This window comes from Amycolatopsis methanolica 239 (assembly GCF_000739085.1).
Taxonomy (GTDB): Bacteria; Actinomycetota; Actinomycetes; order Mycobacteriales; family Pseudonocardiaceae; genus Amycolatopsis_E; species Amycolatopsis_E methanolica.
The window spans coordinates 4,210,460-4,233,119 of the sequence record NZ_CP009110.1; the positions used below are offsets into that span (position 1 = coordinate 4,210,460).

Annotated in this window: 18 protein-coding genes; 4 read left to right on the plus strand and 14 right to left on the minus strand. The window is 72.5% G+C overall.

Annotated features, from left to right (window positions below):
- From ispH to hpnC, 6 genes are read right to left on the minus strand one after another with little or no spacing between them, the layout of a single operon-like run.
- A complete protein-coding gene (gene ispH / locus AMETH_RS20410; RefSeq protein ID WP_017983008.1) occupies nucleotides 1-1,473 on the minus strand; it encodes a 4-hydroxy-3-methylbut-2-enyl diphosphate reductase in 1,473 nt (490 codons plus the stop codon).
- Nucleotides 1,470-3,371: a squalene--hopene cyclase gene (shc, locus tag AMETH_RS20415; protein ID WP_017983009.1), complete on the minus strand. Its 1,902-nt coding sequence runs from the start codon at nucleotides 3,369-3,371 to the stop codon at nucleotides 1,470-1,472. The genes ispH and shc overlap by 4 nt, the downstream gene beginning before the upstream one ends.
- Nucleotides 3,372-4,382, minus strand: a complete 1,011-nt coding sequence (locus AMETH_RS20420; protein ID WP_017983010.1) for a polyprenyl synthetase family protein — start codon at nucleotides 4,380-4,382, stop codon at nucleotides 3,372-3,374.
- Nucleotides 4,379-5,734, minus strand: coding sequence for a hydroxysqualene dehydroxylase HpnE (hpnE, locus tag AMETH_RS20425; RefSeq protein WP_017983011.1), 1,356 nt, complete (start codon nucleotides 5,732-5,734; stop codon nucleotides 4,379-4,381). The genes AMETH_RS20420 and hpnE overlap by 4 nt, the downstream gene beginning before the upstream one ends.
- Entirely contained in the window at nucleotides 5,731-6,591 is an 861-nt protein-coding gene (gene hpnD, locus AMETH_RS20430; protein WP_017983012.1) for a presqualene diphosphate synthase HpnD, read from the minus strand. Before hpnD ends, hpnE begins: the two co-directional genes overlap by 4 nt.
- Nucleotides 6,588-7,484, minus strand: coding sequence for a squalene synthase HpnC (hpnC, locus tag AMETH_RS37080; RefSeq protein ID WP_081617563.1), 897 nt, complete (start codon nucleotides 7,482-7,484; stop codon nucleotides 6,588-6,590). The genes hpnD and hpnC overlap by 4 nt, the downstream gene beginning before the upstream one ends.
- Before the next feature lie 136 nt (nucleotides 7,485-7,620).
- Between hpnC and AMETH_RS20440 the strand changes: the two genes are divergently transcribed.
- The gene (locus AMETH_RS20440) at nucleotides 7,621-8,838 is read left to right on the plus strand and encodes a PucR family transcriptional regulator (RefSeq protein ID WP_223842885.1); all 1,218 of its coding nucleotides are present in this window, start codon (nucleotides 7,621-7,623) and stop codon (nucleotides 8,836-8,838) included.
- 1 nt (nucleotide 8,839) lies between these two features.
- Here AMETH_RS20440 and AMETH_RS35970 read toward each other — a convergent pair whose 3' ends face one another.
- Together AMETH_RS35970 and AMETH_RS20450 are read right to left on the minus strand one after the other, a co-directional pair.
- A complete protein-coding gene (locus AMETH_RS35970) occupies nucleotides 8,840-10,801 on the minus strand; it encodes a bifunctional phosphatase PAP2/O-acyltransferase family protein (protein WP_156131699.1) in 1,962 nt (653 codons plus the stop codon).
- Nucleotides 10,802-10,876: 75 nt separating this feature from the next.
- Nucleotides 10,877-11,470, minus strand: coding sequence for a dihydrofolate reductase family protein (locus AMETH_RS20450; RefSeq protein ID WP_017983016.1), 594 nt, complete (start codon nucleotides 11,468-11,470; stop codon nucleotides 10,877-10,879).
- Between the two features lie 89 nt (nucleotides 11,471-11,559).
- On the opposite strand from AMETH_RS20450, the gene AMETH_RS20455 reads away from it, so the two are divergent.
- Nucleotides 11,560-12,012: a winged helix-turn-helix transcriptional regulator gene (locus AMETH_RS20455; protein WP_017983017.1), complete on the plus strand. Its 453-nt coding sequence runs from the start codon at nucleotides 11,560-11,562 to the stop codon at nucleotides 12,010-12,012.
- Nucleotides 12,013-12,291: 279 nt separating this feature from the next.
- On the opposite strand, the gene AMETH_RS20460 is transcribed toward AMETH_RS20455, so the two are convergent.
- The 6 genes from AMETH_RS20460 to AMETH_RS20485 all read right to left on the minus strand — a co-directional run bounded on the left by AMETH_RS20460 (nucleotide 12,292) and on the right by AMETH_RS20485 (nucleotide 19,125).
- Complete coding sequence (locus tag AMETH_RS20460; protein ID WP_156131700.1) at nucleotides 12,292-12,942, minus strand: DUF3159 domain-containing protein; 651 nt, start codon at nucleotides 12,940-12,942, stop codon at nucleotides 12,292-12,294.
- A gap of 146 nt (nucleotides 12,943-13,088) precedes the next feature.
- Nucleotides 13,089-14,066, minus strand: coding sequence for a DMT family transporter (locus AMETH_RS20465; protein ID WP_017983019.1), 978 nt, complete (start codon nucleotides 14,064-14,066; stop codon nucleotides 13,089-13,091).
- Between the two features lie 8 nt (nucleotides 14,067-14,074).
- Nucleotides 14,075-14,869: an SDR family NAD(P)-dependent oxidoreductase gene (locus AMETH_RS20470; RefSeq protein ID WP_017983020.1), complete on the minus strand. Its 795-nt coding sequence runs from the start codon at nucleotides 14,867-14,869 to the stop codon at nucleotides 14,075-14,077.
- A 305-nt stretch (nucleotides 14,870-15,174) separates the two neighbouring features.
- Nucleotides 15,175-15,762: an FKBP-type peptidyl-prolyl cis-trans isomerase gene (locus tag AMETH_RS20475; protein WP_017983021.1), complete on the minus strand. Its 588-nt coding sequence runs from the start codon at nucleotides 15,760-15,762 to the stop codon at nucleotides 15,175-15,177.
- 9 nt (nucleotides 15,763-15,771) lie between these two features.
- Nucleotides 15,772-18,060: an ATP-binding domain-containing protein gene (locus tag AMETH_RS20480; protein WP_017983022.1), complete on the minus strand. Its 2,289-nt coding sequence runs from the start codon at nucleotides 18,058-18,060 to the stop codon at nucleotides 15,772-15,774.
- 87 nt (nucleotides 18,061-18,147) lie between these two features.
- Complete coding sequence (locus AMETH_RS20485) at nucleotides 18,148-19,125, minus strand: heme o synthase (RefSeq protein ID WP_026153203.1); 978 nt, start codon at nucleotides 19,123-19,125, stop codon at nucleotides 18,148-18,150.
- 295 nt (nucleotides 19,126-19,420) lie between these two features.
- On the opposite strand from AMETH_RS20485, the gene tkt reads away from it, so the two are divergent.
- Entirely contained in the window at nucleotides 19,421-21,526 is a 2,106-nt protein-coding gene (gene tkt / locus AMETH_RS20490; RefSeq protein WP_017983024.1) for a transketolase, read from the plus strand.
- A 23-nt stretch (nucleotides 21,527-21,549) separates the two neighbouring features.
- On the plus strand, nucleotides 21,550-22,659 hold the full coding sequence (gene tal, locus AMETH_RS20495; RefSeq protein ID WP_017983025.1) for a transaldolase: 1,110 nt from the start codon (nucleotides 21,550-21,552) through the stop codon (nucleotides 22,657-22,659).
- Nucleotide 22,660: the final 1 nt, after the last annotated feature.

Below are 22,660 nucleotides of genomic sequence, written 5' to 3' on the forward strand. Positions count from 1 at the left end.
CTAGCTCACCTCCCGGGGTAGTGTGAAAACCACGTCCTCAACGGCCTCCGCGCTTTCGGTCACCGTCGACCGGCCCAGCCCGCGAAGGCACCCCACCAGCTCCGCCACCAGGTCCGGTGGGGCCGAGGCGCCCGCGGTGATCCCGATCCGCTTCGCCCCGGCCAGCCAGCGCAGGTCCACTTCGGACACGTCGTCGACGAGCCTGGCCCGGGTTCCCCGCCGCCGCGCCACTTCCACCAGGCGCAACGAGTTGGACGAGTTCGCCGAGCCGACCACGAGGACGAGGTCCGCCACCTCGGCCACCGCCGTCACCGCGCGCTGGCGGTTGGTGGTGGCGTAACAGATGTCGTCGCGCCGCGGGCCCTCGATGCCGGGGAACCGGGAGCGCAGCACCGAGGCGATCTCCTCCGCCTCGTCCACGGCCAGCGTGGTCTGCATCGCGTAGGCCACGCCGCCCTCGGGCGCCCACACGTGCGCGGCCGCCTCGGCGTCCTCCACCACCACGATCCGCTCCGGCGCCTCCCCGACCGTGCCCTCGACCTCCTCGTGGTCGGCGTGCCCGATGAGGAACACCGTGTCGCCACGCCCGGTGTAGCGCTTGACCTCGGTGTGCACCTTCATCACCAGCGGGCAGGTCGCGTCGATCACCCGCAGGTCCCGTGCCTGCGCCGCGGCGCGCACGGCCGGGGCGACGCCGTGCGCGGCCAGCACCGTCGTCGCGCCGCGCGGCACCTCCTCGACCTCCTGCACGAACACCGCGCCCAGCGCTTCCAGCCGCCGCACCACGTGCGCGTTGTGCACCACCTGGCGGCGCACGTAAACCGGCGCGCCGTACCGCTCCAGCGCCCGCTCGACGATCTCGATGGCGCGCTCGACGCCGGCGCAGAACGAGCGCGGGCTGGCGAGCAGCAGTTCGCCCTCCCCCGCCGCCTCGCACCACTCGCGCAACGCCGGGACCGCGGCCCGCAGCGACCGCAGTCCGGTCAAGCCGCGCAGCATCGTGCCCGGCCGCCACAGCGGCTGGTCCGGGGTGTCCACAATGGCCCGCACGACCGCGACCGGGCCGGGCAGCGAAGCGAACTCCGCGGACTCCATGTCGACAGCCAGCGCGCCGTTTCGCGCATACCTGGCCCGTTCCGCACCGTCCACGACGGAGGGCGCGGACGCGATCGGTCCGAGGTGGACGGTCAACCCGAGCCGCCGCAACGCCGCGGCGAGCACCGGCGCCGAGTGCAGCGGCACCCGCCCGTGCGGGCCCTCGATCTCGGTCGCCACCACCAGGTCACCCGGCCGCACCTCCGGCACCAGCGCCCCGCCGACGCCGGCGACCAGGACCGGCCGCCCGGCCGCGGCCAGCCGCTGCGCCGATTCCGCCGCGCGGCGCGGCCCCATCCCGCCGCGCAGCACGACCAGGCCCGGCGTCCGCAGCGCGGAGGCCTCGACGCGCATCGGCGCGACCACGACGCCGGTCATGACCGCTCCAGGTACCGGCCGAGCGCGGTCACCGGGAACACCAGCCGGTACAGGTGGTAGTTGATGTAGAAGTCGCCGGGGAAGCCGGTCCCGGTGAACTGCGGCTCGTCCCACGTGCCGTCGGGGCGCTGGGTCTCGGCCAGCCACCGCACGCCGCGCACGGTCACCCCGGAGTCCCGCTCCCCCGCGGCGAGCAGCGCCAGCAGCGCCCACGCGGTCTGCGACGCGGTCGACTCGCCACGCCCGGCCCACGACGGGTCGCGGTAGGACCGCAGGTCCTCACCCCAGCCACCGTCGGGGTTCTGGTGCTCGGCCAGCCACCGCACCGCCCGCCGGATCGCAGTGGCCGACGCCGGGACCCCGGCCTCGACGAGCGCGGGCACGACGGCGCCGGTGCCGTACACGTAGTTGGCGCCCCAGCGGCCGAACCACGACCCGTCGGGCTCCTGGTGGTCCAGCAGCCACTTCACACCGCGGCGGCATTCCCGGCTGCCGGCCTTGCCCTCCTTGGCCAGCATCTCGACCACGTGCGCGGTGACGTCCGCGGACGGCGGGTCGATCACCGCGCCGAAGTCGCAGAACGGCAGCTTGGTGGTCAGCTCCTGGGTGTTGTCGGCGTCGAACGCACCCCAGCCGCCGTCGCGGGACTGCATGCCGGTCACCCACGCCACGGCGCGGTCCAGCGCTCCGGACAGGCGCTCCCGGTCCGGGTGCGCGACGCGGCGCAGGCCGAGCACGACTTCCGCGGTGTCGTCGGTGTCCGGGTAGAGGTCGTTGGCGAACTCGAACGCCCAGCCGCCCGGGTCGAGGCCGGGCCGCCGCACGGCCCAGTCGCCGCGCACGGCGATCTCCTCGCCGAGCATCCAGTCGACGGCCTTGAGCACGTGCGGGTCGTCGGCGGGCGCGCCCGCGTCCAGCAGCGCGGTGATCGCCAGCGCGGTGTCCCACACCGGCGACTGGCAGGCCTCCAGCCGCCGCACGGTGCCCTCGGGCGTCTCCTCGCGGATCAGGAACCCCTCCAGGCCCTGCAGGCCCGCGCGCATCGCCGGGTGGTCCAGCGAGTAGCCGAGCAGGTGCAGCGCGAGCAAGGAGTACACCCACGGCGGCTGGATGCCGCCCCACCCGCCGTCGGCCTCCTGCCGGGCCAGGATCCACTCCGCGGCCTGCCGCATCGCGAACTCCCGCACCGGCTTGACCGCGACCTTGGCGTAGAGGTGCAGGGCCTTGTCGAGGTAGTGGAAGGCGCCGGACCAGGTCCACGGCGCGACGAGCCCGCCGCCGCGCTTCACGCCGGTGCGCAGCTCGTCGATGCCGAACGGCAGCGGGCGGACCGGCCGCAGGGTGCCGACCACGGTCAGCGGCACCACGGTCTGACGCGCCCAGCAGCCCCAGTCGTAGACGTTGAGCGGCACCCAGGACGGCAGCAGCACCAGCTCGGGCGGCATGTTCGGCAGGTCGTCCCAGGACCACAGCCCGAACAGCGCCAGCCAGATCCGGCTGAACACGCGGCTGGCCTCGACCCCGCCGCCGGCGCGGACGAACTCCGCGGCCCGCCGCATGTGCGGCTCGTCCGGCGAGTCACCGGCCAGCCGCAACGCGACCCACGCCTCCAGCGTGGTCGACAGGTCGCCGGGGCCGCCGTGGAAGGTGGCCCAGGTGCCGTCCGCGCGCTGCTGCGACCGGATCCAGCGCGCGGCCTCCTCGGTCTCGCGCGCGGTGCGGATGCCCAGGAACTCCCGCATCAGCAGGTCCTCGGCGTCCATGGTCACGTTGGTCTGCATCTCGCCCTTCCACCAGCCGCCGTCGCGTTGCAGCCCCTTGAGGTGGGCGACAGCGCGGTCCAGCGTCTCGGCGGCGCCGGCGGTGGATCTCGCCGCCGGGTCAGCGGTCTGCGTCATTCAGGCCTCCCTGGTCACGATGAACCGCGCGAGGGCCAGCAGCTCCTCGCGCACCCGTCCCGGGACCTCGGCGTCCTCGAGCTTCTGCCGTCCCGCCGCCATCCGGCGGTGGGCCTCCTCCAGCGCCCACGCGCGACCGCCTGCCAGGTCGACCAGGTCGGCGGCGCGGCGCACGGCCGCGTCGTCGGCGACGTCGCCGTCGGTCAGCCACGCGGCCAGCTCCCGGCCGGGCGCGCCGCCGTGGGTGACGGCGTAGGTGACCGGCAGGCTCTTCTTGCGGGCCCGCAGGTCGGAGTGCACCGGTTTGCCGGTGACCGACGGCTCGCCCCAGATGCCGAGCACGTCGTCGACGAGCTGGAACGCCAGGCCGAGGTCAGCGCCGAACTCGGCGAGCGCGCTGACCGTGCGGGCGGGCGCGCAGGCGAGCACGGCGCCGATCGCGGAGCTGGCGGACAGCAGCGCGCCGGTCTTGCCGCCCGCCATGTCCAGGCACTCGTCGAGGGTGACGTCGTCGCGCTGCTCGAAGGCGACGTCGAGGACCTGGCCGCGGATCAGCTCGCCGACCGCCTCGGACAGCAGCCGGGCCGCGGCGACCGCGCCCGGCCCCTCCGCGTCCAGCAGGACCTCGTTGGCCAGGGCGAGCATCGCGTCGCCGGTGAGGATGGCGCTGGCCGCGCCGCGCACCGCCCACACGGTCGGCCGGTGCCGCCGCTCGGTGTCGCCGTCCATCAGGTCGTCGTGCAGCAGCGAGAAGTTGTGCACCAGCTCCACCGCGACCGCGCCGGGCAGCCCGGTGGCCGGGGGCGCGCCCGCGGCCTCGGCGGACAGCAGCGCCAGCGCGGGACGCACGGCCTTGCCGCCGCCGGAGGTCGGGTTGCCGTCCAGGTCGGTCCAGCCGAGGTGGTAGTAGGCGATGGCGCGGCTGGCCGGGTCGAGCCGGTCGACGGCGGCCCGCATCGCGGGCAGGACGGCCTGCCTGCCCTGCTGCAGGGAATCGAGTACAGCGGTCATGCGGGTATCCCTTCCGATCGGCCCGACGCCCCCGCGGGGGTCCCGAGCACGGCTTTGGCGGCCGCCTCACCGCTGCGCACGGCGCCCTCCATGGTCGCCGGCCACCCGGTGGCGGTCCACGCGCCCGCCAGGAACAGCCCCGGGGCGCGGGTGCGGGCCTGTGGGCGCAGTCCCGCGCTGCCCGGCGCGGGACGGAACGTGGCGTGCCGTTCACGTGTCACGAAGAAGTCGAGCACCTCCGCGCCGCGTGCGGCGGGCAGCACCTCGCGCAGCGCGGGCAGCAGGCGTTCCCGCAGCGCCCGCACCGGCAGGTTGATCTCCTCCTCGGCCGCGGACAGCGAGATCGCCAGGTACTGGCCGCGGTCGAGGCCTGCCGAGGCGGTGCGGTCGAACACCCACTGCAGCGGCGAGTCGACGACGGCGAAGAACGGCTCGTCCGTGACCGGGCGGTCGAGGACGACGTGCGCGTTGACGATCGGCGAGCTGCCGAGCTCATCGGCGAAGTCCGGGGGCAGCCGGACCGCGCCCTCGGGCAGCAGTTTCGCCGCGACCGGGGGCGGCACGGCGAGCACGACCTGGCCGGCCTCGACCGGCTCGTCGGTCCCGATCCGCCAGGAGCCGTCCGCGCGGGAGAGCCCGGTCACCTTGGCGTTGAGCCGGACGGTGGCGCCCGCCTCGGTCAGCCGGGCCAGCGCGGGCTCGCCGTGCAGCCGCCGCAGCGGGACGGTCGCCCAGCCGATGTCGGCCGCGTCGGCGTCGGTCAGCAGGCCCACCTGGAAGACGGTCGCGGCCAGGCCGAGCGACGCCTGCTCCGCGGGGGCGTTCAGCGTCGCGATGCCCACCAGGTCCCAGAGTTTCGTGATCGCGTCCCGGCTCTGCCCGTGCGCGGACAGCCATTCGCCGAACGTGCGCCGGTCCGAGCTGGGCGCGGCCGGGTCGACCGACTTCAGCGCGAGCGCGGCGCCGGCGAAGCGCATCCGGTCGCCGAGGCCGAGCGGGGTGTAGCGCAGCACCGAGTCCGCGAGGTGCAGCGGCGCGGGCAGCGGGTTGCGGCGCAGCCACACCGGGCGGCGCAGCCGCGGCGAGCGCACCGGGATCTCCAGGCGCGGCTGGAGGTGCACGCGGTCCATCACCCCGAGCCGCCGCAGGAGGTCCAGGTAAGCGGTGCAGCAGCGGAGGAACACGTGCTGCCCGTTGTCGACGTGCAGGCCGTCGCGGGTGAACGAGTGCGTCAGGCCGCCCAGCAGGCCGCGGGACTCCAGCAGTGTCACCTCGTGCCCGGCGTCGGCGCAGCGCAGGGCCGCGGTGATCCCGGCGAGACCGCCACCGACGACCGCGACCCGCTGCCTCATGCCGCCCGCCCGCCCAGCGCGCGGACCGCCACGCCCAGCTTTTCCCGCCCGGACAACGAAAGCCGCTTGTCGTACACCGCGGCGGGGTCGTCGGCGATCCGTTCCAGCAGCTGCCGGTAGATGCCGGCCATCGCCAGGCAGCACGCGCCGCTGCGGCGGTCCAGCAGCGGGCCCAGCCGCATGCCGTCGGCGTACCACTCGCGGGCGCGGGCCGCGCTGTGCCGGATGAGGTTCGCCAGGCCGCCGTCCGGGTCGGCCAGCGCGCCGTCGGTGATCCGCAGCTCGACGCCGAACGCGTCGAGGTCCTCGGTCGGCAGGTAGATCCGGCCGTTCCGGAGGTCTTCGCGGATGTCGCGGAGGATGTTCGTCTGCTGCAGGGCGATCCCGAGCGCGTCGGCGTAGCGGGTGGCCTGCGGGTGCGGTTTGTGCCCGAACACGCCCAGGCACAGCCGTCCGATCGACCCGGCAACGCACCGGCAGTACTCGGTCAGCTCGTCGAAGGTGCCGTAGCGGCGGCCCTCGATGTCCATCCAGACGCCGTCGAGCAGTTCCTCGAACGCCTCCAGCGGCACCGGGTGGCGGTGGGCGGCGTCGGCGACCGCGACCATCACCGGGTCGGTGCTGCGGTCCAGCGCGGCCAGCTCCTTGCGCACGATCTCCAGCTGCGCGGCCTTCTCCTCGACCGGCAGGTCGCCGTCGCCGATGTCGTCGACGCGCCGCGCCAGCGCGTACACCGCGCACAGCGCCGAGCGGCGCTGACGCGTGAGCAGCCGGATGCCCCAGTAGAAGTTGCGGGCCTCCGTCCTGGTGATGTCCTCGCAGGTGGCGTAGGCCTGTTGGAGCGTGGGTGTCGTCATGTGAGCCGACCACCTTCCCGGATCCGTCGGACATGGGCGGACGGGCGCACCAGCAGGGCGATCAGGTGCGCCAGGACGCCGGTCTTGCGCGGGCGCGGGGTGCGGGCCAGGACGTCCCAGCGGGCGCGGCGCAGCGCGTCGAGGGTGGCCAGTCCCCCGGCGATGTAGCCGGCCACCGCGAGCCGCGCCCAGCCGTGCAGCCGGTCCAGCAGCGCCGCGCCCTCGGTGAGCAGGTCGAGCGCGCGGGCGGTCTGGGCGGCGACGGCCAGCCGCACCGGCCGGCTCGTCGTGGTGGCGTCCAGGTCGGCCTCGGTCGCACCGAACGCGGCCAGGCCGGCCTTCGGCAGGTAGACCCGCCCGTTGCGGCGGTCCTCGGCCACGTCCTGGCAGTGCTCGATCAGCTGCAGCGCGGTGCACACCCGGTCGGACAGGCGCTCGGCGACGGGGTCGCGCACGCCGAAGACGCGCAGCACGATCCGGCCCACCGGATCGGCGGAGAGCACGCAGTAGTCCTCCAGTTCGGCCCGCGTGGCGTAGGACGCGACCCGCTGGTCCTGGAGGTTCGCCCGCACCAGGCGATTGAACGGGTCGAGTTCCAGATCGCGCCGGTGAATCGCGGGAAGAAGATCACGCAATACCCGTTCGTGTGGTTGATCCCCCTGAAAGGCGCGTTCCAGATCGCGCTGGAATCGCAATAACCCCGGCGTGCGATCCTCGACTGCTGACTCGTCACCCAGATCGTCGATGACACGCGCGACGTCGTACACCGCCACCAGATCCGCGCGCAGGTCACGGGGAAGTATCCGCAGTGCTACCGGAAAGTTCTCGGCCTGTTCCTTTTCACGCGGCACACGGTCGCCGACCGTGCCGGGACCTGGGGGTGCGGGAGCCATCGCCTCATAATCACTCCGCGGCCGCGGTCAATTCTTCGCTCCGGAAACAAAAATGGAGAAGCCACGGTTGTCACGAGCTGACAGTATTGAACCGGACAATGGACGGCACGCGGGCAGGCCAGTGGGGGTCCACGAGATGACGGGCAGACGCACGGAGACCAGCGACGGCACGCTGGCGAATCTGGCGAAGGCGACCTCGGAACGGCTGCCGCGCATGCTGGACGACGTGGCGCGGCTGCTGAACGAGCACTGGCCGGACTACGCCGAGTTCATCGTCACCGAACGGGACGAGGTCCTGGTCTCCGCCAACATGTTCCTGCAGCGGCTGTTGCGGATGGCCAAATGGGACATCGCGGAACTGTCCGGCATCGCGGACCAGGGCGTGGATCGCTTCGGCGAGCAGCCGCTGTTCGAGGAGATCGGGCGGGCGCAGTGGCAGCAGGGCCGCGACCTGACGAGCCTGCTGTCGGCGTACCAGATCGGCGCGCGGGTGGCGTGGCACCACGTCGCCGAGGTCGCGCTCGAGGTCGGTGTCCCCTCCGACATGTTCGCCTCGCTGGCCGAGGCGGTGTTCATCTTCGTGGACCAGCTGTCCTCGGCGTCGGCGCGCGGTTACGTGCTGGAGCAGTCCGAATCCGCTGCGATGCGGGAGCGGTTGCGCGACGAGCTCGCGGACATGCTGCTGTCCGACCGGTCCGATTCCGCCGCGATCCGCGACGCCGCGGCCCGGGTGGACTGGCCGCTGCCGCGGCAGGCGGCGGTCGTCCTGGTGGAGCCGGACAACCCGGTCGGCAGCGCACTGCTGGGGCGGCTCGGGAACTCGTCGCTGCACGTCCGGCGGCAGCGGCTGGTCTGCGCCATCGTGCCCGATCCGGACGGACCACAGCGGCGGGAGCGGCTGGCGTCGGCGCTGCGGGGCGCGGGCGCGGTCGTCGGGCACGCGGTGCCGCTGGAACGCCTGCCCGCCAGCATGCACGTCGCCGAGCTGGCCGCGCAGCTGCGCCGCACGCACGTGCTGGAGGACGACCCGGTATTCGTGGACGAGCACCTGGACTCGATCATCGTGCACCGCGACGCGAAGCTGTTCGACGCGATGCGGCACCAGTGCCTCGCCCCGCTGGCGCACCTCGGGCCGGTGACGCGCAAGCGGTTGTGCGAGACGCTCGCCTGCTGGCTGCGGCACCTCGGCGACCGCCGCGCGATGGCGGAGGAACTGCACATCCACCCGCAGACGGTGCGCTACCGGATGACCCAGCTGCGTGAGCTGTTCGGCGAGAGCCTGGACGATCCGGACAACCGCCGCCGCCTCACGCTCGCCCTCGCCTGGGGCACCTCGGACCCCGGCGACGTGTAGTTCAGTCCAGTTCCGCCAGCACCGCGCGGAATTCGGCGAGGAAGCCGTCCACACCGTCCACCAGGGTCGCGTCCACGGTGGCGCTCATCGAGAACGAGCCGTACCACCCGAGCACGCCGATGGTGAACGGGGTGCCCGGCGCGAGCGGGATGATGGCGAACGCCGTGCGCAGCGGGAAGTCGCGGAAGTCCACCTGCCACGCGGCACCGGGCATGTTGGACACGGTGCCGTTGAAGAACCGTTCGTTGTAGACGGTCCGGGCGAACCAGCGGTGGAAGAACGCCGGCATCAGCCCGGCCAGCGTGTGCTGCACGAACCGGGACGCGACGACCCGTGTGCCGGTGCGCAACCGCTTGGTGGCCCTGGCGATCCGCTTCAGCCGCTCGGCTTCGGGCATGTCGCCCAGCGGGATGTCCACCATGACCGCGGCGGTGACGTTGCCCTCCGCGCCGGGCCGCGGCTCGGCGGCCATCAACGTGACCGAGGTCAGCATCGACTCCGGCAGCGGCGCCACCGCGACCCGCCGCAGCGCGCCGGCCACCCCGCCCAGCAGCAGGTCGGTGACCCGCACGCCGTGCTTGCGCGCCAGCTCGCGCACGTCGTCGAGCGGGATCTGCAGGGTGGCGTAGCGGCGGTCCGGCGGATCACCCGCGGGCAGCCGCGTCTTGGGCCGCCCGTCGGTGGCCAGCTGCGCCAGCCCGACGGCGCCCGCGGCGGCCTTCTGCAGCGCGTTCGGCCGCCGGGTCTCGCTGAGGCCGTCGAGCAGGCTCCGCGAGTCGAACAGCTCCAGCATCAGGCTGATCGTGCCGATGCCGTCCGCGACGGCGTGGTGCACCAGCGAGATCACCGCGGCGGTGTTCTCCTCGACGCCGCGCACGACTGCGAACCGCCACAGCGGCCGGTCCCGCGGCAGCGGCTCGCTCTGGAACCGCGCGACGAGCTTGTGCAGCTCCCCCATGCCGCCGGGCGTGCCGTCCGGGCGGGTCAGGTCGAAGTCGGGGACGTGCCAGTCCCAGTCGATGTCCGGGTGCGGCACCCAGTGCTGGCGGCGCCAGGGCGAGTAGTCCGACAGGCGCTGCGCGTAGCGGGGCATCTCGGGCAGCTTGTCGCGGATGGCCTGCTGCACCCACTCCCGGGTCGGCCCGGCGGGGTTGGCGGTCGTGTCGAGCATGATGAGCCCGCCGACGTGCTGCGGGTAGGCCGGGGTCTCGACGTGCAGGAAGAACGTGTCGGAGGCGGGCACCCGGTCGACCGGCCGGGCGACCTGCGCGATCCAGGTGGCCGCGGCGATGAACACCACGGCGGCGGCCGCGTCGATCCAGTAGTGGTTGCCGGTGGCGATGATGACCGCGAACGTGATGGCGACGTGCACCGCGCTGACGATCTGCACGGCCCAGCCGCCGCGGATGCGCGCGAGGACCACCGACACCCACAGCGCCCACCCGACGTGCAGGGACGGCATCGCGGCCAGCTGGTTGGCGCCCTGCAACGCCGGCGAGCCCCAGGACAGGAACGTGTGCCCGAGCCGCACGGTGTCGACGAACCCGGCGCCCTCGAGCATCCGCGGCGGCGCGACCGGGTAGAGCCAGAAACAGGCGAGCGCGAACAGGTTGAGCCAGACGAAGCTGTTGCGCACCGAGCGGTAGTGCACCGGGTGGCGGGCGTGCACCCAGATCAGCAGGATGATCGCGCTCGCGATGTAGGTGATCGCGTACTCGTAGTTGGCGAAGACGCGGATCCAGCCCTGCTCGGCGAGCCACAGGTTGACCGGCAGTTCGAAGTCCAGGTGCATCCACCGTTCGAACGCCAGGAGCGCCTCGCCATTGGCGTGCGCCTGCGGTTCGCGGCCCGGCAGCGGGAACGCCTCGACCAGCAGGTAGATCCCGAACAGGCCGATCCCGAGCAGCAGTTCACCCCACCAGCCCGGACGCTGGACGGCCGCCGCGCGGGCGTCCAGGGCCACCGGGGACCGTGAGGTGGAACCGACGGTGAGCACACCGTCATATACCACGCTTCGTGGCCGCGGCGCTCGCGCGAATCACCGCTCGACCGCGTAGTGCAGGTGCGTGACGCCCGGCGCCGGGACGGCCTCGACCAGGCGGAGCCGCACGTGCGCGGGCAGTTCGCCGAAGAACGGCCTGCCCGCGCCGAGCAGGACAGGGACCTGGTGGAGGACGATCTCGTCGACGAGGCCGGCGGCGAGCGCCGAGGTCACCACGCCGCCGCCCATGAGGCCGACGTCCCGGCCGCCTGCGGCGTCGCGGGCTCTGGCGATCGCGTCCTCGACGCCGGTGGTGACGAGGGTCTGCTGCGCGGTGATCTCCGGAGCCTCGCGGTGGGTGAGGACGACCAGCCGCGCTTTCGGGTGCGGGCTGCCGCCGCCGAAGCGGTCGGAGTCCTCGTAGGTGTTGCGCCCGGCGACGATCGCGCCCACCCGGCCGGCGAGGGCGTCGAACACCCGGGCGCTGGGCTCGCTCAGCCGGAAGCCGTCGAACACGCCGCTCGCGGTGCCGCCGTCGAAGTACCAGTCGAAAAGCATCCCGCCGTCGCCGAGGCCGTGCCCGGGGCGCGGGTCGCGGCCGGTGATGAAGCCGTCGACGGAGACCGCGTGCGCGGCGATGACCTTGCTCATCTCGGTGTTCCTCTCAGAGTTCCTTCAAGAGACTCCGACGGTAGCAGTATGAGTTCCTTCAGGGAACCCCGATTGGTAGACTCGGGGCCGTGCAGCGGACGAACTTCGGCGGGATGGCGTGCTCGATCGCGCGCACGCTCGACGTCATCGGGGAACCGTGGTCACCGCTGGTGCTGCGGGACGTGTGGGCGGGGATGACCCGGTTCGACCAGATCCAGGCCGATCTGGGCATCTCGCGGAAGGTGCTGACCGAGCGGCTGAACCACCTGGTGGAGCGCGGTGTGCTGGGGCGACGGCCCTACGACCGGCGGCCGCGCTACGAGTACGTGCTGACGGAGCGGGGCGCGGAGCTCGTCGAGGTGCTGATGGCGATGGCGCATTGGGGCGACCGGTGGCTGGCGGGTGAGGCCGGGCCGCCGGTGGTGTACCGGCACCGGGCGTGCGGCGAGGTCAGCGGCGCCGGACTGCGCTGCGACCACTGCGGCGAGGCGATGCACGCCGGGGATGTCGACCTCCTGCCCGGCCCGGGAGCCGCGGCCTGACCGAGAGCCGCCGGGGACAGTGCCCGCAACAGCGGCGGGAACGCGGACCTCGCGAGCGGGAGCGTGCGCTCGGCCGCAACGGCGTGGGGCCCCTCGTCCGGCGGCCTAGGGTCTGCGTGCGGCAGCGTGGAACTCACCCACCAGAGCGGGGGGACCTCACCCACCGGAGTGGGGGGTTCGCGACCGGAGTGTGCGGCTCTCGCGCAGGGGTGCCGCTCGTCCGCCGGGTGCGGCTCATCCGCCGAGCGTGGCTCGTCGGCGGAGCGCGGGCAGGAGGGGTCAGGCGGCGGCTGGTGCGGGGCTGTGGCGGCCGGCCAGCCGGAGCGTCACGCCGTCGCGGCGGAGCTTGCGCCATCCGTGGCCCACGCAGGCCGCGACGGTCAGCGCGGTGAGCAGCCCGCTGAGGATGCCGCGCGACATCAGGCCCGCCTCGACGCCCCAGTGCAGGAACCCGATGGTCATCGCGGCGTCGATCAGCCGCGAGCCGCCCCACAGCAGCGCCACCTCGACGAACACGCGGTTCACCGTGCGGTGCTTGAACAGCTCCGCGGGCAGCCGCACGAAATCCTTGGCCAGGCGCGCCGTGATGGGGCGCCCGATCATCGCACTGCCGACGAAGATCAGGAACATCAGCACCGAGCCGACGGCCGGTTGCAGCACGTACACCACCGCACTGGACGTGACCAGCGCGAACGCCGCCCGTCCGACCAGCATCGCCGTGCAGAGCAGCAACGTGCGGGGCATGTCGCGCTTCATCAGCCGCCGCGCGCCGATCACGAACGCCGCCCAGCCGAGAACCGCGCACAACGCGGGAACCAGGCCGACGAAATGCAACAACAACGCCAGCAGAACCGACGGGATGACGACCGTTTCCAGCAACAGAATCGCCGCATCCTTGATCGTTTTCCGCAGGTGCGGTATTTCGATCACCAGATGGCGGTCACCGGACGACGCTCGGTGGTGCACGGGCTCCAGCCTCCAAGGGTCTGCCCTGGGTGCGCGGGGGCAGCGCACTCTCGACAGGCTCTGTAGGTTCCACCGCCCGCCGGTCCCGAAACCTACGCCGGCTACCTGAATTAATCCTGAGCGAAGGAGTCCGAAGAACGGGACCGAGATGGAACGGTTCCCGAGAATTTACCACTTCCCGGATAAACCCCGTGTTGGGCCGACCGGGTCGTCTCCGCATGCACGGTCGGCGAGTGCGCGAGCCCGAACACACCGAGGATCAGCAGGAGGGCCGCGCCTGCGGTCGCCGCGAGCGGGCCCGGCGAGGTCATCAGCGTCGCGTTGAACGCCAGTAGCCCCAGGAAATAGCTGGCCGCGGGGTTCACGATGGACATCACGGCGATGGCCGCGGACAGCGAACCCGACCCGTAAGCCTGCTGCCCGAGCAGCAGCCCGGAGAAGGTCGACAGCGCGAGCACGTACCCCGGCCAGGTGAGCGCCGTGTGAGCGACACCCTCGTTCAACAGCAGGTCGGTCGTCACCTTCATCATGGCCGCGCTGATCGCATAGCAGATGCCGGCCGCCGTGGCGATGAGCGCACTGTGCATCAGCGGGCCCCGCTTCTGGGCCACCTGCACGAGGGTGACGACGGTGGCCGCGGCGATCAGCACCGCGATCAGCAGGCGGCCCTGGTCCGGCGACCCACCCAGCGGCGCGGTGCCCTCGACCGCGAGGAACACCACCACGCCGCCGGTGATGGCGAGCCCGGCCAGCCAGTCCCGCAGCGGCGGCCAGCGGCGGATCGCGGCGGAGGCCATCGGGAGCGCGAAGAGCAGCTCGGTGACCAGCAGCGGCTGCACGAGCGCGATCGACCCGAAGTGCAGCGCGGCGGCTTGGCTGAAAAAGCCCAACAGGTTCGTGGCCCATCCCGCGAGCCACACCCTCTTGCGCAACAGCTTGCGAATCAGCCACAGTACGGGGACGCGATGCCGCGCGGCGCGCCCGTCGACGTCGCTGTCGGCAACCTCGATGACCGCGCGTCGCTGAAGCGCGGCTGACGCCGCGAACAGGAACGCCGCAGCGAATCCGAGGAATACCGGGACTAACACGTCACTTGTCAGCGCTTCCAGTGGCGGAAAGATTCCGGGAACTCAGCCGAACCCCCGAACCGGGCAGATAGTGCACGGTACACCGAGGGCACGGTCCCACGCACCGCAATTGGCAACCTCAGCCAGCGCGGCACGTACTGCTCGGCCCGTTCCGCCGTGATCGCTCCCAGCACCGCCGCGGCGACCTTGTCCGCGGGCACCGGTCTGGGGCTACGCCGCTGGTAGGGACGGCCGCGGCGGGCGAAGAACTCGGTGTCCACCACCCCGGGCACGACCACCCCGACCCGCACCCCGGTACCGGCCAGTTCCAGCCGCAGGCTCTCGGCGAAAACGTCCACCCCCGCCTTGGTCGCCGAGTACACCGACTCCCCCGCGACCCCGGCCCGGCCCGCGATGGACGTGACGAACACCACCACCGACCGGGGGCAGTCGAGGAGCGCGGGCAGCAGGGCGCGGGTCAGTTCGACCGGAGCGGCCAGGTTCACGGAGAGCAACCGCCGCACGTCGGCACCGGACATCCCGGACACCGGTCCGGCGTAGCCCATCCCGGCGTTGTTGACGAGCACGTCCACCCGGCCGGCCCGCGCCGCGATCTCCTCCGCCGCGGCTTCCACCGCGCCGGGCTCGGCGAAGTCGGCGCGGACGGCGACCCCGCCGGTGCGCTCCGCGAGCGCGTCCAGCCGGTCGCCGTCCCGGCCGTGCAGCACGAGGCGAGCACCGGCCTCGTGCAGCCGGAGCGCGGTGGCCGCCCCGATGCCCGACGAGGCACCGGTGACCACCGCGACCGCTCCGCGGACGTCCATCCGTCAGACTCCGATCCGGCCGGCGCCCGCGCGCCGCCCACTCTTCAGCCGGGCACGCGGCCACCGCGCGGGGCGGGGCAAAGCCTGCCACCCGGCCCGGGGCCCGAAAGCGTGCCCGGCAGCCCGGCCATCACCCGGATCAGCCCGACTGCCGCAGGCAGAGCCCGAGGGTCACTCATCCGCCAGCGGACCCTGCCACCATCGCGGCGGCGGAACCCGCCCCACGACCGCCCACCGAGGCCCAGGGCCGCGAGGGACGAGCCCGGCTACCGCCGGTCCGGCTCCTCCGCGGCTGCCATCGAGCGTCAGCCGGCGACCTGGACGGCGTCGACGACGAAGACGAGCGTCTCGTTCGGCTTGATCGGGCCGTTGCCGCGGGCGCCGTAGCCGAGGTCCGGCGGGATGACCAGCAGGCGGCGGCCGCCCTGCTTGATGCCCTCCAGGCCCTGGTCCCAGCCCGGGATCGCGGTGCCCTCGCCCAGCGCGAACGAGAACGGCGCCGAGCCGAACGAGTTCTGCTGGTCGACCTTGTCCGACCAGGTCACCAGGTCGTAGTCCATCTGCAGCGTGCTGCCGGCGTGGGCGGTGGCGCCGGTGCCCGGCTTCAGGTCCTTCGTCAGCAGCTTGGTCGGCGCGCTGCACGTGTCCGGGATCGTGATCGTCGGCTTGGCCCCGAAGTCACCGGTCACGGTGATGTCGTCCGCGGTGCACTCGTGCGCGGCGCTGCCCGTGTCGTGCCCCGCCGAGGCGCTCGCGGACGCCGCCGCCGGCTCGGGCGCCGGGTAGGTCGGGCCGCCACCGGGCGGGAAGGAAGACGGGTCCTGGTCGGGCGCGCAGGCCCCGAGAGCGAGGGCGGCTGCCGCCGCGAGCACGATCTTGCCAGCGTTACGCATGGCGACACCTTAACCGGGCGTTGACGTCGGCCGTCCGGCGGAGTACAAGATGCCGAGCCGTTGCGTGGCACGGGTGTAGCCGACGTAGAGGTCGTTCCAGCCGCGCGGCGACTCCGCCACGATCTCCTCCGGCGCGAGCACCACGACGCCGTCGAACTCGAGCCCCTTGGCCTCGGCGACGGTGAGCACCGACACCGCGTCGCCGTGACCGTCCAGTTCGGACCGGACCGAGCCAAGCCTGGCCGCCGGGACCAGGACCGCGACGGTGCCGCCGTCCGCGGCAGCCACCTCGTCGTCCACGATGGACGCCAGCGGGCGCTCGCCGAGCGGCGCGCGCCACGGCTCGACGCCGGTTTCCCGCACCGACGTCGGCACCCGCAGGTCCGGGTCCACCTCGCGCAGCGCCTCGGCGGCGCGGTTCATGATCTCCACCGGGGTCCGGTAGTTGACGGTCAGCTCACGCAGCCGCCAGCGGTCCCCGACGTAGTGGCCGAGCATGTCCCGCCACGACGACGCGCCGCCCGGCGCGCCGGTCTGGGCGACGTCGCCGACGACGGTCATCGACCGGCTCGGGCAGCGGCGCATCAGCAGCCGCCAGTCCATCGCGGACAGCTCCTGCGCCTCGTCGACGATGACGTGCCCGAACGTCCAGGTGCGGTCGCGGGCCGCGCGCTGGGCGGCGGTCAGGTGGCTGCTGCGTTCCTGCCGCTCGGCGAACAGCTCGGCGTCCAGGATGTCGGCGATGTTGATCTGGTCCTCGTCCAGGAGCTCCTCGTCCTGGTCCATGATGTCGAGCACACCTTCGGCGTAGGCGCGCTCCTCGCGCTCGCGCCGTTCGCGGGCGGCGCGCTCGGCCTCATCGTCCTCGCCGAGCAGCTCGGCCAGCTCGTCGAGCAGCGGCACGTCGCCCGGCGTCCAGGGCGAGCGGGCCGGGCGCTTCAGCGCCGCGCGGTCGTCGTCGGAGAGCAGCCCCTCGGACGCGGACAGCAGCCGGTCCGGTTCGGCGAACAGGTCGCGCAGCAGCCGCTGCGGGGTGATCTTCGGCCACAGCTCGTCGATCGCCGCGGCGACGGTCTCGGACTCGGCGAGTTCCTTGCGGATCTCGACCCGGTCCCCCGCGTCCAGCACGGGCGCGTCGGCGGTCTCGTCCTCGGCGAGCGGGATGTCGGGGACCCCCTCGAAGAGGTCGACCTCCATGCGCACCGCGGCCCGCTCGGTCAGCGCGTCCAGCATCGCGTCGACGAACACGCGCCGCGCCAGGTTGTGCGGGCGGCGGGTGCGCCGGGCCTTGTCGCGCGCCCGCTCGACGACGGCGCGGTCAAGCACCAGCACGTCGTCGTCGAAGGCGACCTCGAACCGCTCGTCCGGCACACGCTGGCGGTCGGCGACGGCCCTGGTGAGCACGTCGACCATGACCAGCCTGCCCTTGACCTCGGCGGCCGCGCGGCTGTCCGCGCCGCGCGCCCGGATACCGGGGAACAGCTGCCCGATCGTGGACAGCAGCACCCCGGTCTCGCCCAGCGACGGCAGAACCTGGCCGATGTAGTGCAGGAACGTGCTGTTCGGCCCCACCACGAGCACGCCGCGGGAGGCGAGCTGCTGGCGGTAGGTGTAGAGGAGGTAGGCGGCCCGGTGCAGGGCCACGGCGGTCTTGCCGGTGCCCGGCCCGCCCTGGACCACGACGACGCCGCTGAGGTCGTCGCGGATGATGTCGTCCTGCTCGGCCTGGATGGTGGCGACGATGTCGCTCATCTCACCCGTGCGCTTGCGCTCCAGCGCGGCCAGCAGGGCGGCCTCGCCGGCCAGGCCCAGGTCCGCCTGCTGCCCGTCGACGGCGCGCAGGTCGAGGATCTCGTCGTCGAGGCCGACGACCTTGCGGCTCAGCGTGCGGATGTGCCTGCGGCGCCGCACGCCCTCAGGGGACGCGGCGGTGGCCAGGTAGAACGGCCGCGCGGCGGGCGCGCGCCAGTCCAGCAGCAGCGGCTCGTAGTCACCGTCCTCGTCGAACAGGCCGAGCCGTCCGATGTAGGCGGGCGCCTGCTCGCCGTGGAAATCGAGCCTGCCGAAGCACAGGCCCTGCTCGACGGAGCCGAGCTGCGCGAGCCGCTCGTGGTGGAGGCTGCTGGCGGCGTCCCGCTCGGCGCTCTCCTGCGGGGTCTCCCCGTGCGAGCGCAGCGCCCGCTCCAGGCGCCGTTCGGCGGTGGTGCGCTCGGCGTCGAGCCTGCGGTAGAGCATGGACACGTAGTCCTGCTCGTGCTGAAGGTCGGTCGTGTTCTCCGGTTCCCGGTCCTCAGCCACGGACAAGAGCAACCTGCTTTCGGCATCGGGTGACAAGTCGGCCTGAAACCCAACGAAGGTGAGCGCCGGAAGATTCCCGGCCGAGCGTCAGAACGGCAGGCCGAGCGTGGGCAGACCGATCGCCGAGTCGACCGCGAGCGCGCAGAACAGGATCATCAGGTACGTGTTCGACCGGTGGAACAGGGCCATCGGCTTGGTCTCCACGCCGCGCCGGACGCCCGAGTAGAGGCGGTGCGCGTAGAAGAGGAACCAGGACCCGGCCAGCACCGCGAAGCTCGCGTACAGCCAGCTCGTCGCGGGCAGCAGGAGCAGCGTCCAGCCGACCATCACCCACGAGTAGATGAGGATCTGGCGGGCCACGTGCTCCGGCGTGGCGACCACCGGCAGCATCGGCACGCCGGCGCGCTCGTAGTCGTCGCGGTACTTCATGGCCAGCGCCCAGGTGTGCGGCGGCGTCCAGAAGAAGATGACGGCGAACATCACGAACGCGGGCCACTGCACCGTGCCGGTGACCGCGGCCCAGCCGATCACCACCGGCATGCAGCCCGCCGCGCCGCCCCACACCACGTTCTGCGCCGTGCGCCGCTTGAGCACCAGGGTGTACACGAAGATGTAGAACAGGATCGTCGCGATCGCCAGCACGGCGGCCAGCAGGTTCACCGTGAAGTACAGCATCGCGAACGAGCCGGCGCCCAGCGCCAGCGCGAACACCAGCGCGTTGCGCCGCGGCACCGAGTCGCGGACCAGCGGGCGCCGCTTGGTCCGGTTCATCACCTTGTCGATGTCGGCGTCGATGACGCAGTTCAGCGCGTTCGCACTGCCCGCGGCCATGGTGCCGCCGACCAGCGTCGCCAGGATCAGCCACGGCGACGGGATCGTGCGCGCGGCGAGGAACATCGCCGGGATGGTGGTGACCAGCAGCAGCTCGATGACCTGAGGCTTGGTCAGGGCGACGTAGGCGCCGACGATCCGGCTCACGCGCCGCAGACCACGCGGGCGCTCGCCTCCGGGGTCGACAGCGCTGGTGCTGTCACTGCGCCCGTGCGCAGCGTTCACCAACGACAATTCCGCTCCCTGAGTCAGATTCGGGTGGCACCGGGGCAGCCCGGCACCGCAACCGATCGTAATCGCCGGGTTCGCACCCCGCGCGCACCGGGGTGCACGAGCCGCGTGTGTCGGCCCCGGAGCCGCCGGGTACCCGACCTACTAGGCTGGCTCCGGGGTTTGCGCTTGTGGTCCTGCGCACGCCCGCTAGCAGAAATATCGTCTCTTCGGGATCGATTGAGATGAGTGGAGCCTGCGCGCGCGAAGACCCCCACCACAGAAGTAGTCACCGAGAAGGACGGGGAGTTCGAGTTCAGTGTCCGATATCGCCTCCATCAGCGAGAACAACCCACTGCTGCGGCGGAACCTGCCCGCCGACTGGACCGACCTCGACACCCGCGCGGTCGACACCGTCCGGGTGCTGGCCGCCGACGCGGTCGAGAACTGCGGCAGCGGTCACCCCGGCACCGCGATGAGCCTGGCGCCGGTGGCGTACTCGCTCTTCCAGCGGATCATGCGCCACGACCCGAGCGACCCGGAGTGGCCGGCGCGTGACCGGTTCGTCCTGTCCGCCGGGCACTCCAGCCTGACGCTCTACATCCAGCTTTACCTCGCCGGCTACGGCCTCGAGCTGGAGGACCTCAAGCAGCTGCGCAAGTGGGGCTCGAAGACCCCGGGCCACCCGGAGTACCAGCACACCAAGGGCGTGGAGACCACCACCGGCCCGCTCGGCCAGGGCCTGGCCAACGCGGTCGGCATGGCGATGGCCGCCCGCCGCGAGCGCGGCCTGCTCGACCCGGACGCCGCGCCCGGCGAGAGCATCTTCGACCACCACATCTTCGTGATCGCCTCCGACGGCGACATCGAGGAGGGTGTGACCTCCGAGGCCTCGTCCATCGCGGGCCGCCAGGAGCTGGGCAACCTGGTCGTCATCTACGACGACAACAAGATCTCGATCGAGGACGACACCAACATCGCGCTGTCCGAGGACACCGCGAAGCGGTACGAGGCCTACGGCTGGCACGTCCAGGTCGTCGAGGGCGGCGAGGACGTCGTCGCGTTCGAGGAGGCCATCGCGGCCGCCAAGGCGGAGACCACCCGCCCGTCGTTCATCCTGCTGCGCACCGTGATCGGCTACCCGGCGCCGAACAAGATGAACACCGGCAAGGCGCACGGCGCCGCGCTGGGCGCCGAGGAGGTCGCCGCGGTCAAGGAGATCCTCGGCTTCGACCCGGAGCGCAGCTTCCAGGTCGACGACGAGGTGATCGAGCACACGCGCAAGGCACTGGACCGCGGCAAGCAGGAGCGCGCCGCGTGGCAGGAGCGCTTCGACGCCTGGGCCGCCGCCAACCCGGAGCGCAAGAAGCTCGCCGACCGGCTGGCCACCCGCGACCTGCCCGAGGGCTGGGCCGAGAAGCTGCCGAGCTGGGAGCCCGACGCCAAGGGCATCGCGACCCGCAAGGCCTCCGGCGAGGTCCTCAACGCGCTGGCCGACGTGCTGCCGGAGCTGTGGGGCGGTTCGGCCGACCTGGCCGAGAGCAACAACACCACCATGAAGGGCGCCGACTCGTTCGGCCCGGAGAAGGCCTCCACCGGCATGTGGCAGGCCAACCCCTACGGCCGCACGTTGCACTTCGGTGTCCGCGAGCACGCCATGGGCTCGATCCTCAACGGCATCGCGCTGCACGGCGGCACCCGGCCCTACGGCGCCACCTTCCTGGTGTTCAGCGACTACATGCGCCCGCCGGTCCGGCTGGCCGCGCTGATGCACGCGCCGGTCATCTACGTGTGGACGCACGACTCGATCGGCCTCGGCGAGGACGGCCCGACGCACCAGCCGATCGAGCATCTGGCCTCACTGCGCGCCATCCCGGGCCTGAACGTGGTCCGGCCCGCCGACGCCAACGAGACCGCGGGCGCGTGGAAGGCCGCGCTGGAGGACAAGCGCCACCCGTCGGGCCTGGCGCTGACCCGCCAGAACGTCCCGGTGCTCGAGGGCACCGCGGCGGACAAGGTCGCCAAGGGCGCCTACGTGCTCGCCGAGGCCTCCTCCGGCACCCCGGAGGTCGTGCTGATGGCGACCGGTTCGGAGGTCCAGCTGGCCGTCGAGGCGCGCAAGACGCTCGAGGCCGACGGCGTGCCCACCCGGGTCGTGTCGGTGCCGTGCGTCGAGTGGTTCGAGGCGCAGGACGAGGCGTACCGCGAGTCGGTCCTGCCCAGCGGGGTGAAGGCCCGCGTGTCGGTCGAGGCCGGTATCGCGCAGCCGTGGTACCGCTGGGTCGGCGATGCCGGTGAGATCGTCTCGATCGAGCACTTCGGGGCCTCGGCCGACTACCAGACCCTGTTCCGCGAGTTCGGGTTCACCGCCGACGCCGTGGTCGACGCCGCGCGCCGCTCGCTCGCCAAGACCAAGAACTCCTGAATCACCGCAAAGGGGATGAAGTCATGAGCGACAACCTGGCTCAGCTGTCTCAGGCCGGCGTGTCCATCTGGCTCGACGACCTGTCGCGCGAACGGCTGAACTCCGGCAACCTGGCCGAGCTCATCCGCGACCGTCACGTGACCGGCGTGACCACCAACCCGACGATCTTCGCCAACGCGCTCGCCGACGGCGAGTCCTACGACGCCCAGGTCCGCGAGCTGGCCGCTCGCGGCGCGGACGTGCACGCCGCCGTCCGCGAGCTGACCACCACCGACGTGCGCAACGCCGCGGACCTGTTCCGCGACATCTACACCCGCACGAACGGGGTGGACGGCCGCGTGTCGATCGAGGTCGACCCGCGCCTGGCCCGCGACGCCGACAAGACGGCCGCCGAGGCGCAGGACCTGTGGAAGACCGTCGACCGGCCGAACATCCTCGTCAAGATCCCGGCCACTGAGGAGGGCCTGCCCGCGATCACCAAGACCCTGGCCGAGGGCATCAGCGTCAACGTCACGCTGATCTTCTCGGTCGAGCGCTACCGCGCGGTGATCGAGGCCTACTTCGCCGGGCTGGAGCAGGCCAAGGCCAACGGCCACGACCTCGCCACGATCGAGTCGGTCGCCTCGTTCTTCGTGTCCCGTGTGGACAGTGAGATCGACAAGCGGCTGGACGCGATCGGCACCGACGAGGCCAAGGCGCTGCGCGGCGAGGCCGCGATCGCCAACGCCCGCCTGGCCTACGCCGCGTACGAGGAGCTGTTCGCCACCGACCGCTGGCAGGCGCTGGCCGCCGCGGGCGCGCGGCCGCAGCGCCCGCTGTGGGCCTCCACTGGCGTGAAGGACCCGTCCTATTCGGACACCCGCTACGTGGACCAGCTCGTAGTGGCGGGCACGGTCAACACCATGCCGGAGAAGACGCTGCTGGCCGCCGCCGACCACGCCAAGGTCGAGGGCGACAAGGTCACCGGCACCGGCGCGCAGGCGCAGGAGGTGTTCGACAAGCTCGCCGCGGTGGGCATCGACATCCCGGACGTCTTCCGCACGCTGGAGGACGAGGGCGTGGAGAAGTTCGACAAGTCCTGGGCCGAGCTGCTGGAGACCGTCACCGGGCAGCTCGAGAAGGCGAAGGGCTGAC

Coding starts and splice junctions, on each gene's coding strand:
- ispH (WP_017983008.1), bottom strand. CDS start 1,473: ATGACCGGCGTCGTGGTCGCGCCGATGCGCGTCGAGGCCTCCGCGCTG.
- shc (WP_017983009.1), bottom strand. CDS start 3,371: ATGACGCAGACCGCTGACCCGGCGGCGAGATCCACCGCCGGCGCCGCC.
- AMETH_RS20420 (WP_017983010.1), bottom strand. CDS start 4,382: ATGACCGCTGTACTCGATTCCCTGCAGCAGGGCAGGCAGGCCGTCCTG.
- hpnE (WP_017983011.1), bottom strand. CDS start 5,734: ATGAGGCAGCGGGTCGCGGTCGTCGGTGGCGGTCTCGCCGGGATCACC.
- hpnD (WP_017983012.1), bottom strand. CDS start 6,591: ATGACGACACCCACGCTCCAACAGGCCTACGCCACCTGCGAGGACATC.
- hpnC (WP_081617563.1), bottom strand. CDS start 7,484: ATGGCTCCCGCACCCCCAGGTCCCGGCACGGTCGGCGACCGTGTGCCG.
- AMETH_RS20440 (WP_223842885.1), top strand. CDS start 7,621: ATGACGGGCAGACGCACGGAGACCAGCGACGGCACGCTGGCGAATCTG.
- AMETH_RS20450 (WP_017983016.1), bottom strand. CDS start 11,470: ATGAGCAAGGTCATCGCCGCGCACGCGGTCTCCGTCGACGGCTTCATC.
- AMETH_RS20470 (WP_017983020.1), bottom strand. CDS start 14,869: ATGGACGTCCGCGGAGCGGTCGCGGTGGTCACCGGTGCCTCGTCGGGC.
- AMETH_RS20475 (WP_017983021.1), bottom strand. CDS start 15,762: ATGCGTAACGCTGGCAAGATCGTGCTCGCGGCGGCAGCCGCCCTCGCT.
- tal (WP_017983025.1), top strand. CDS start 21,550: ATGAGCGACAACCTGGCTCAGCTGTCTCAGGCCGGCGTGTCCATCTGG.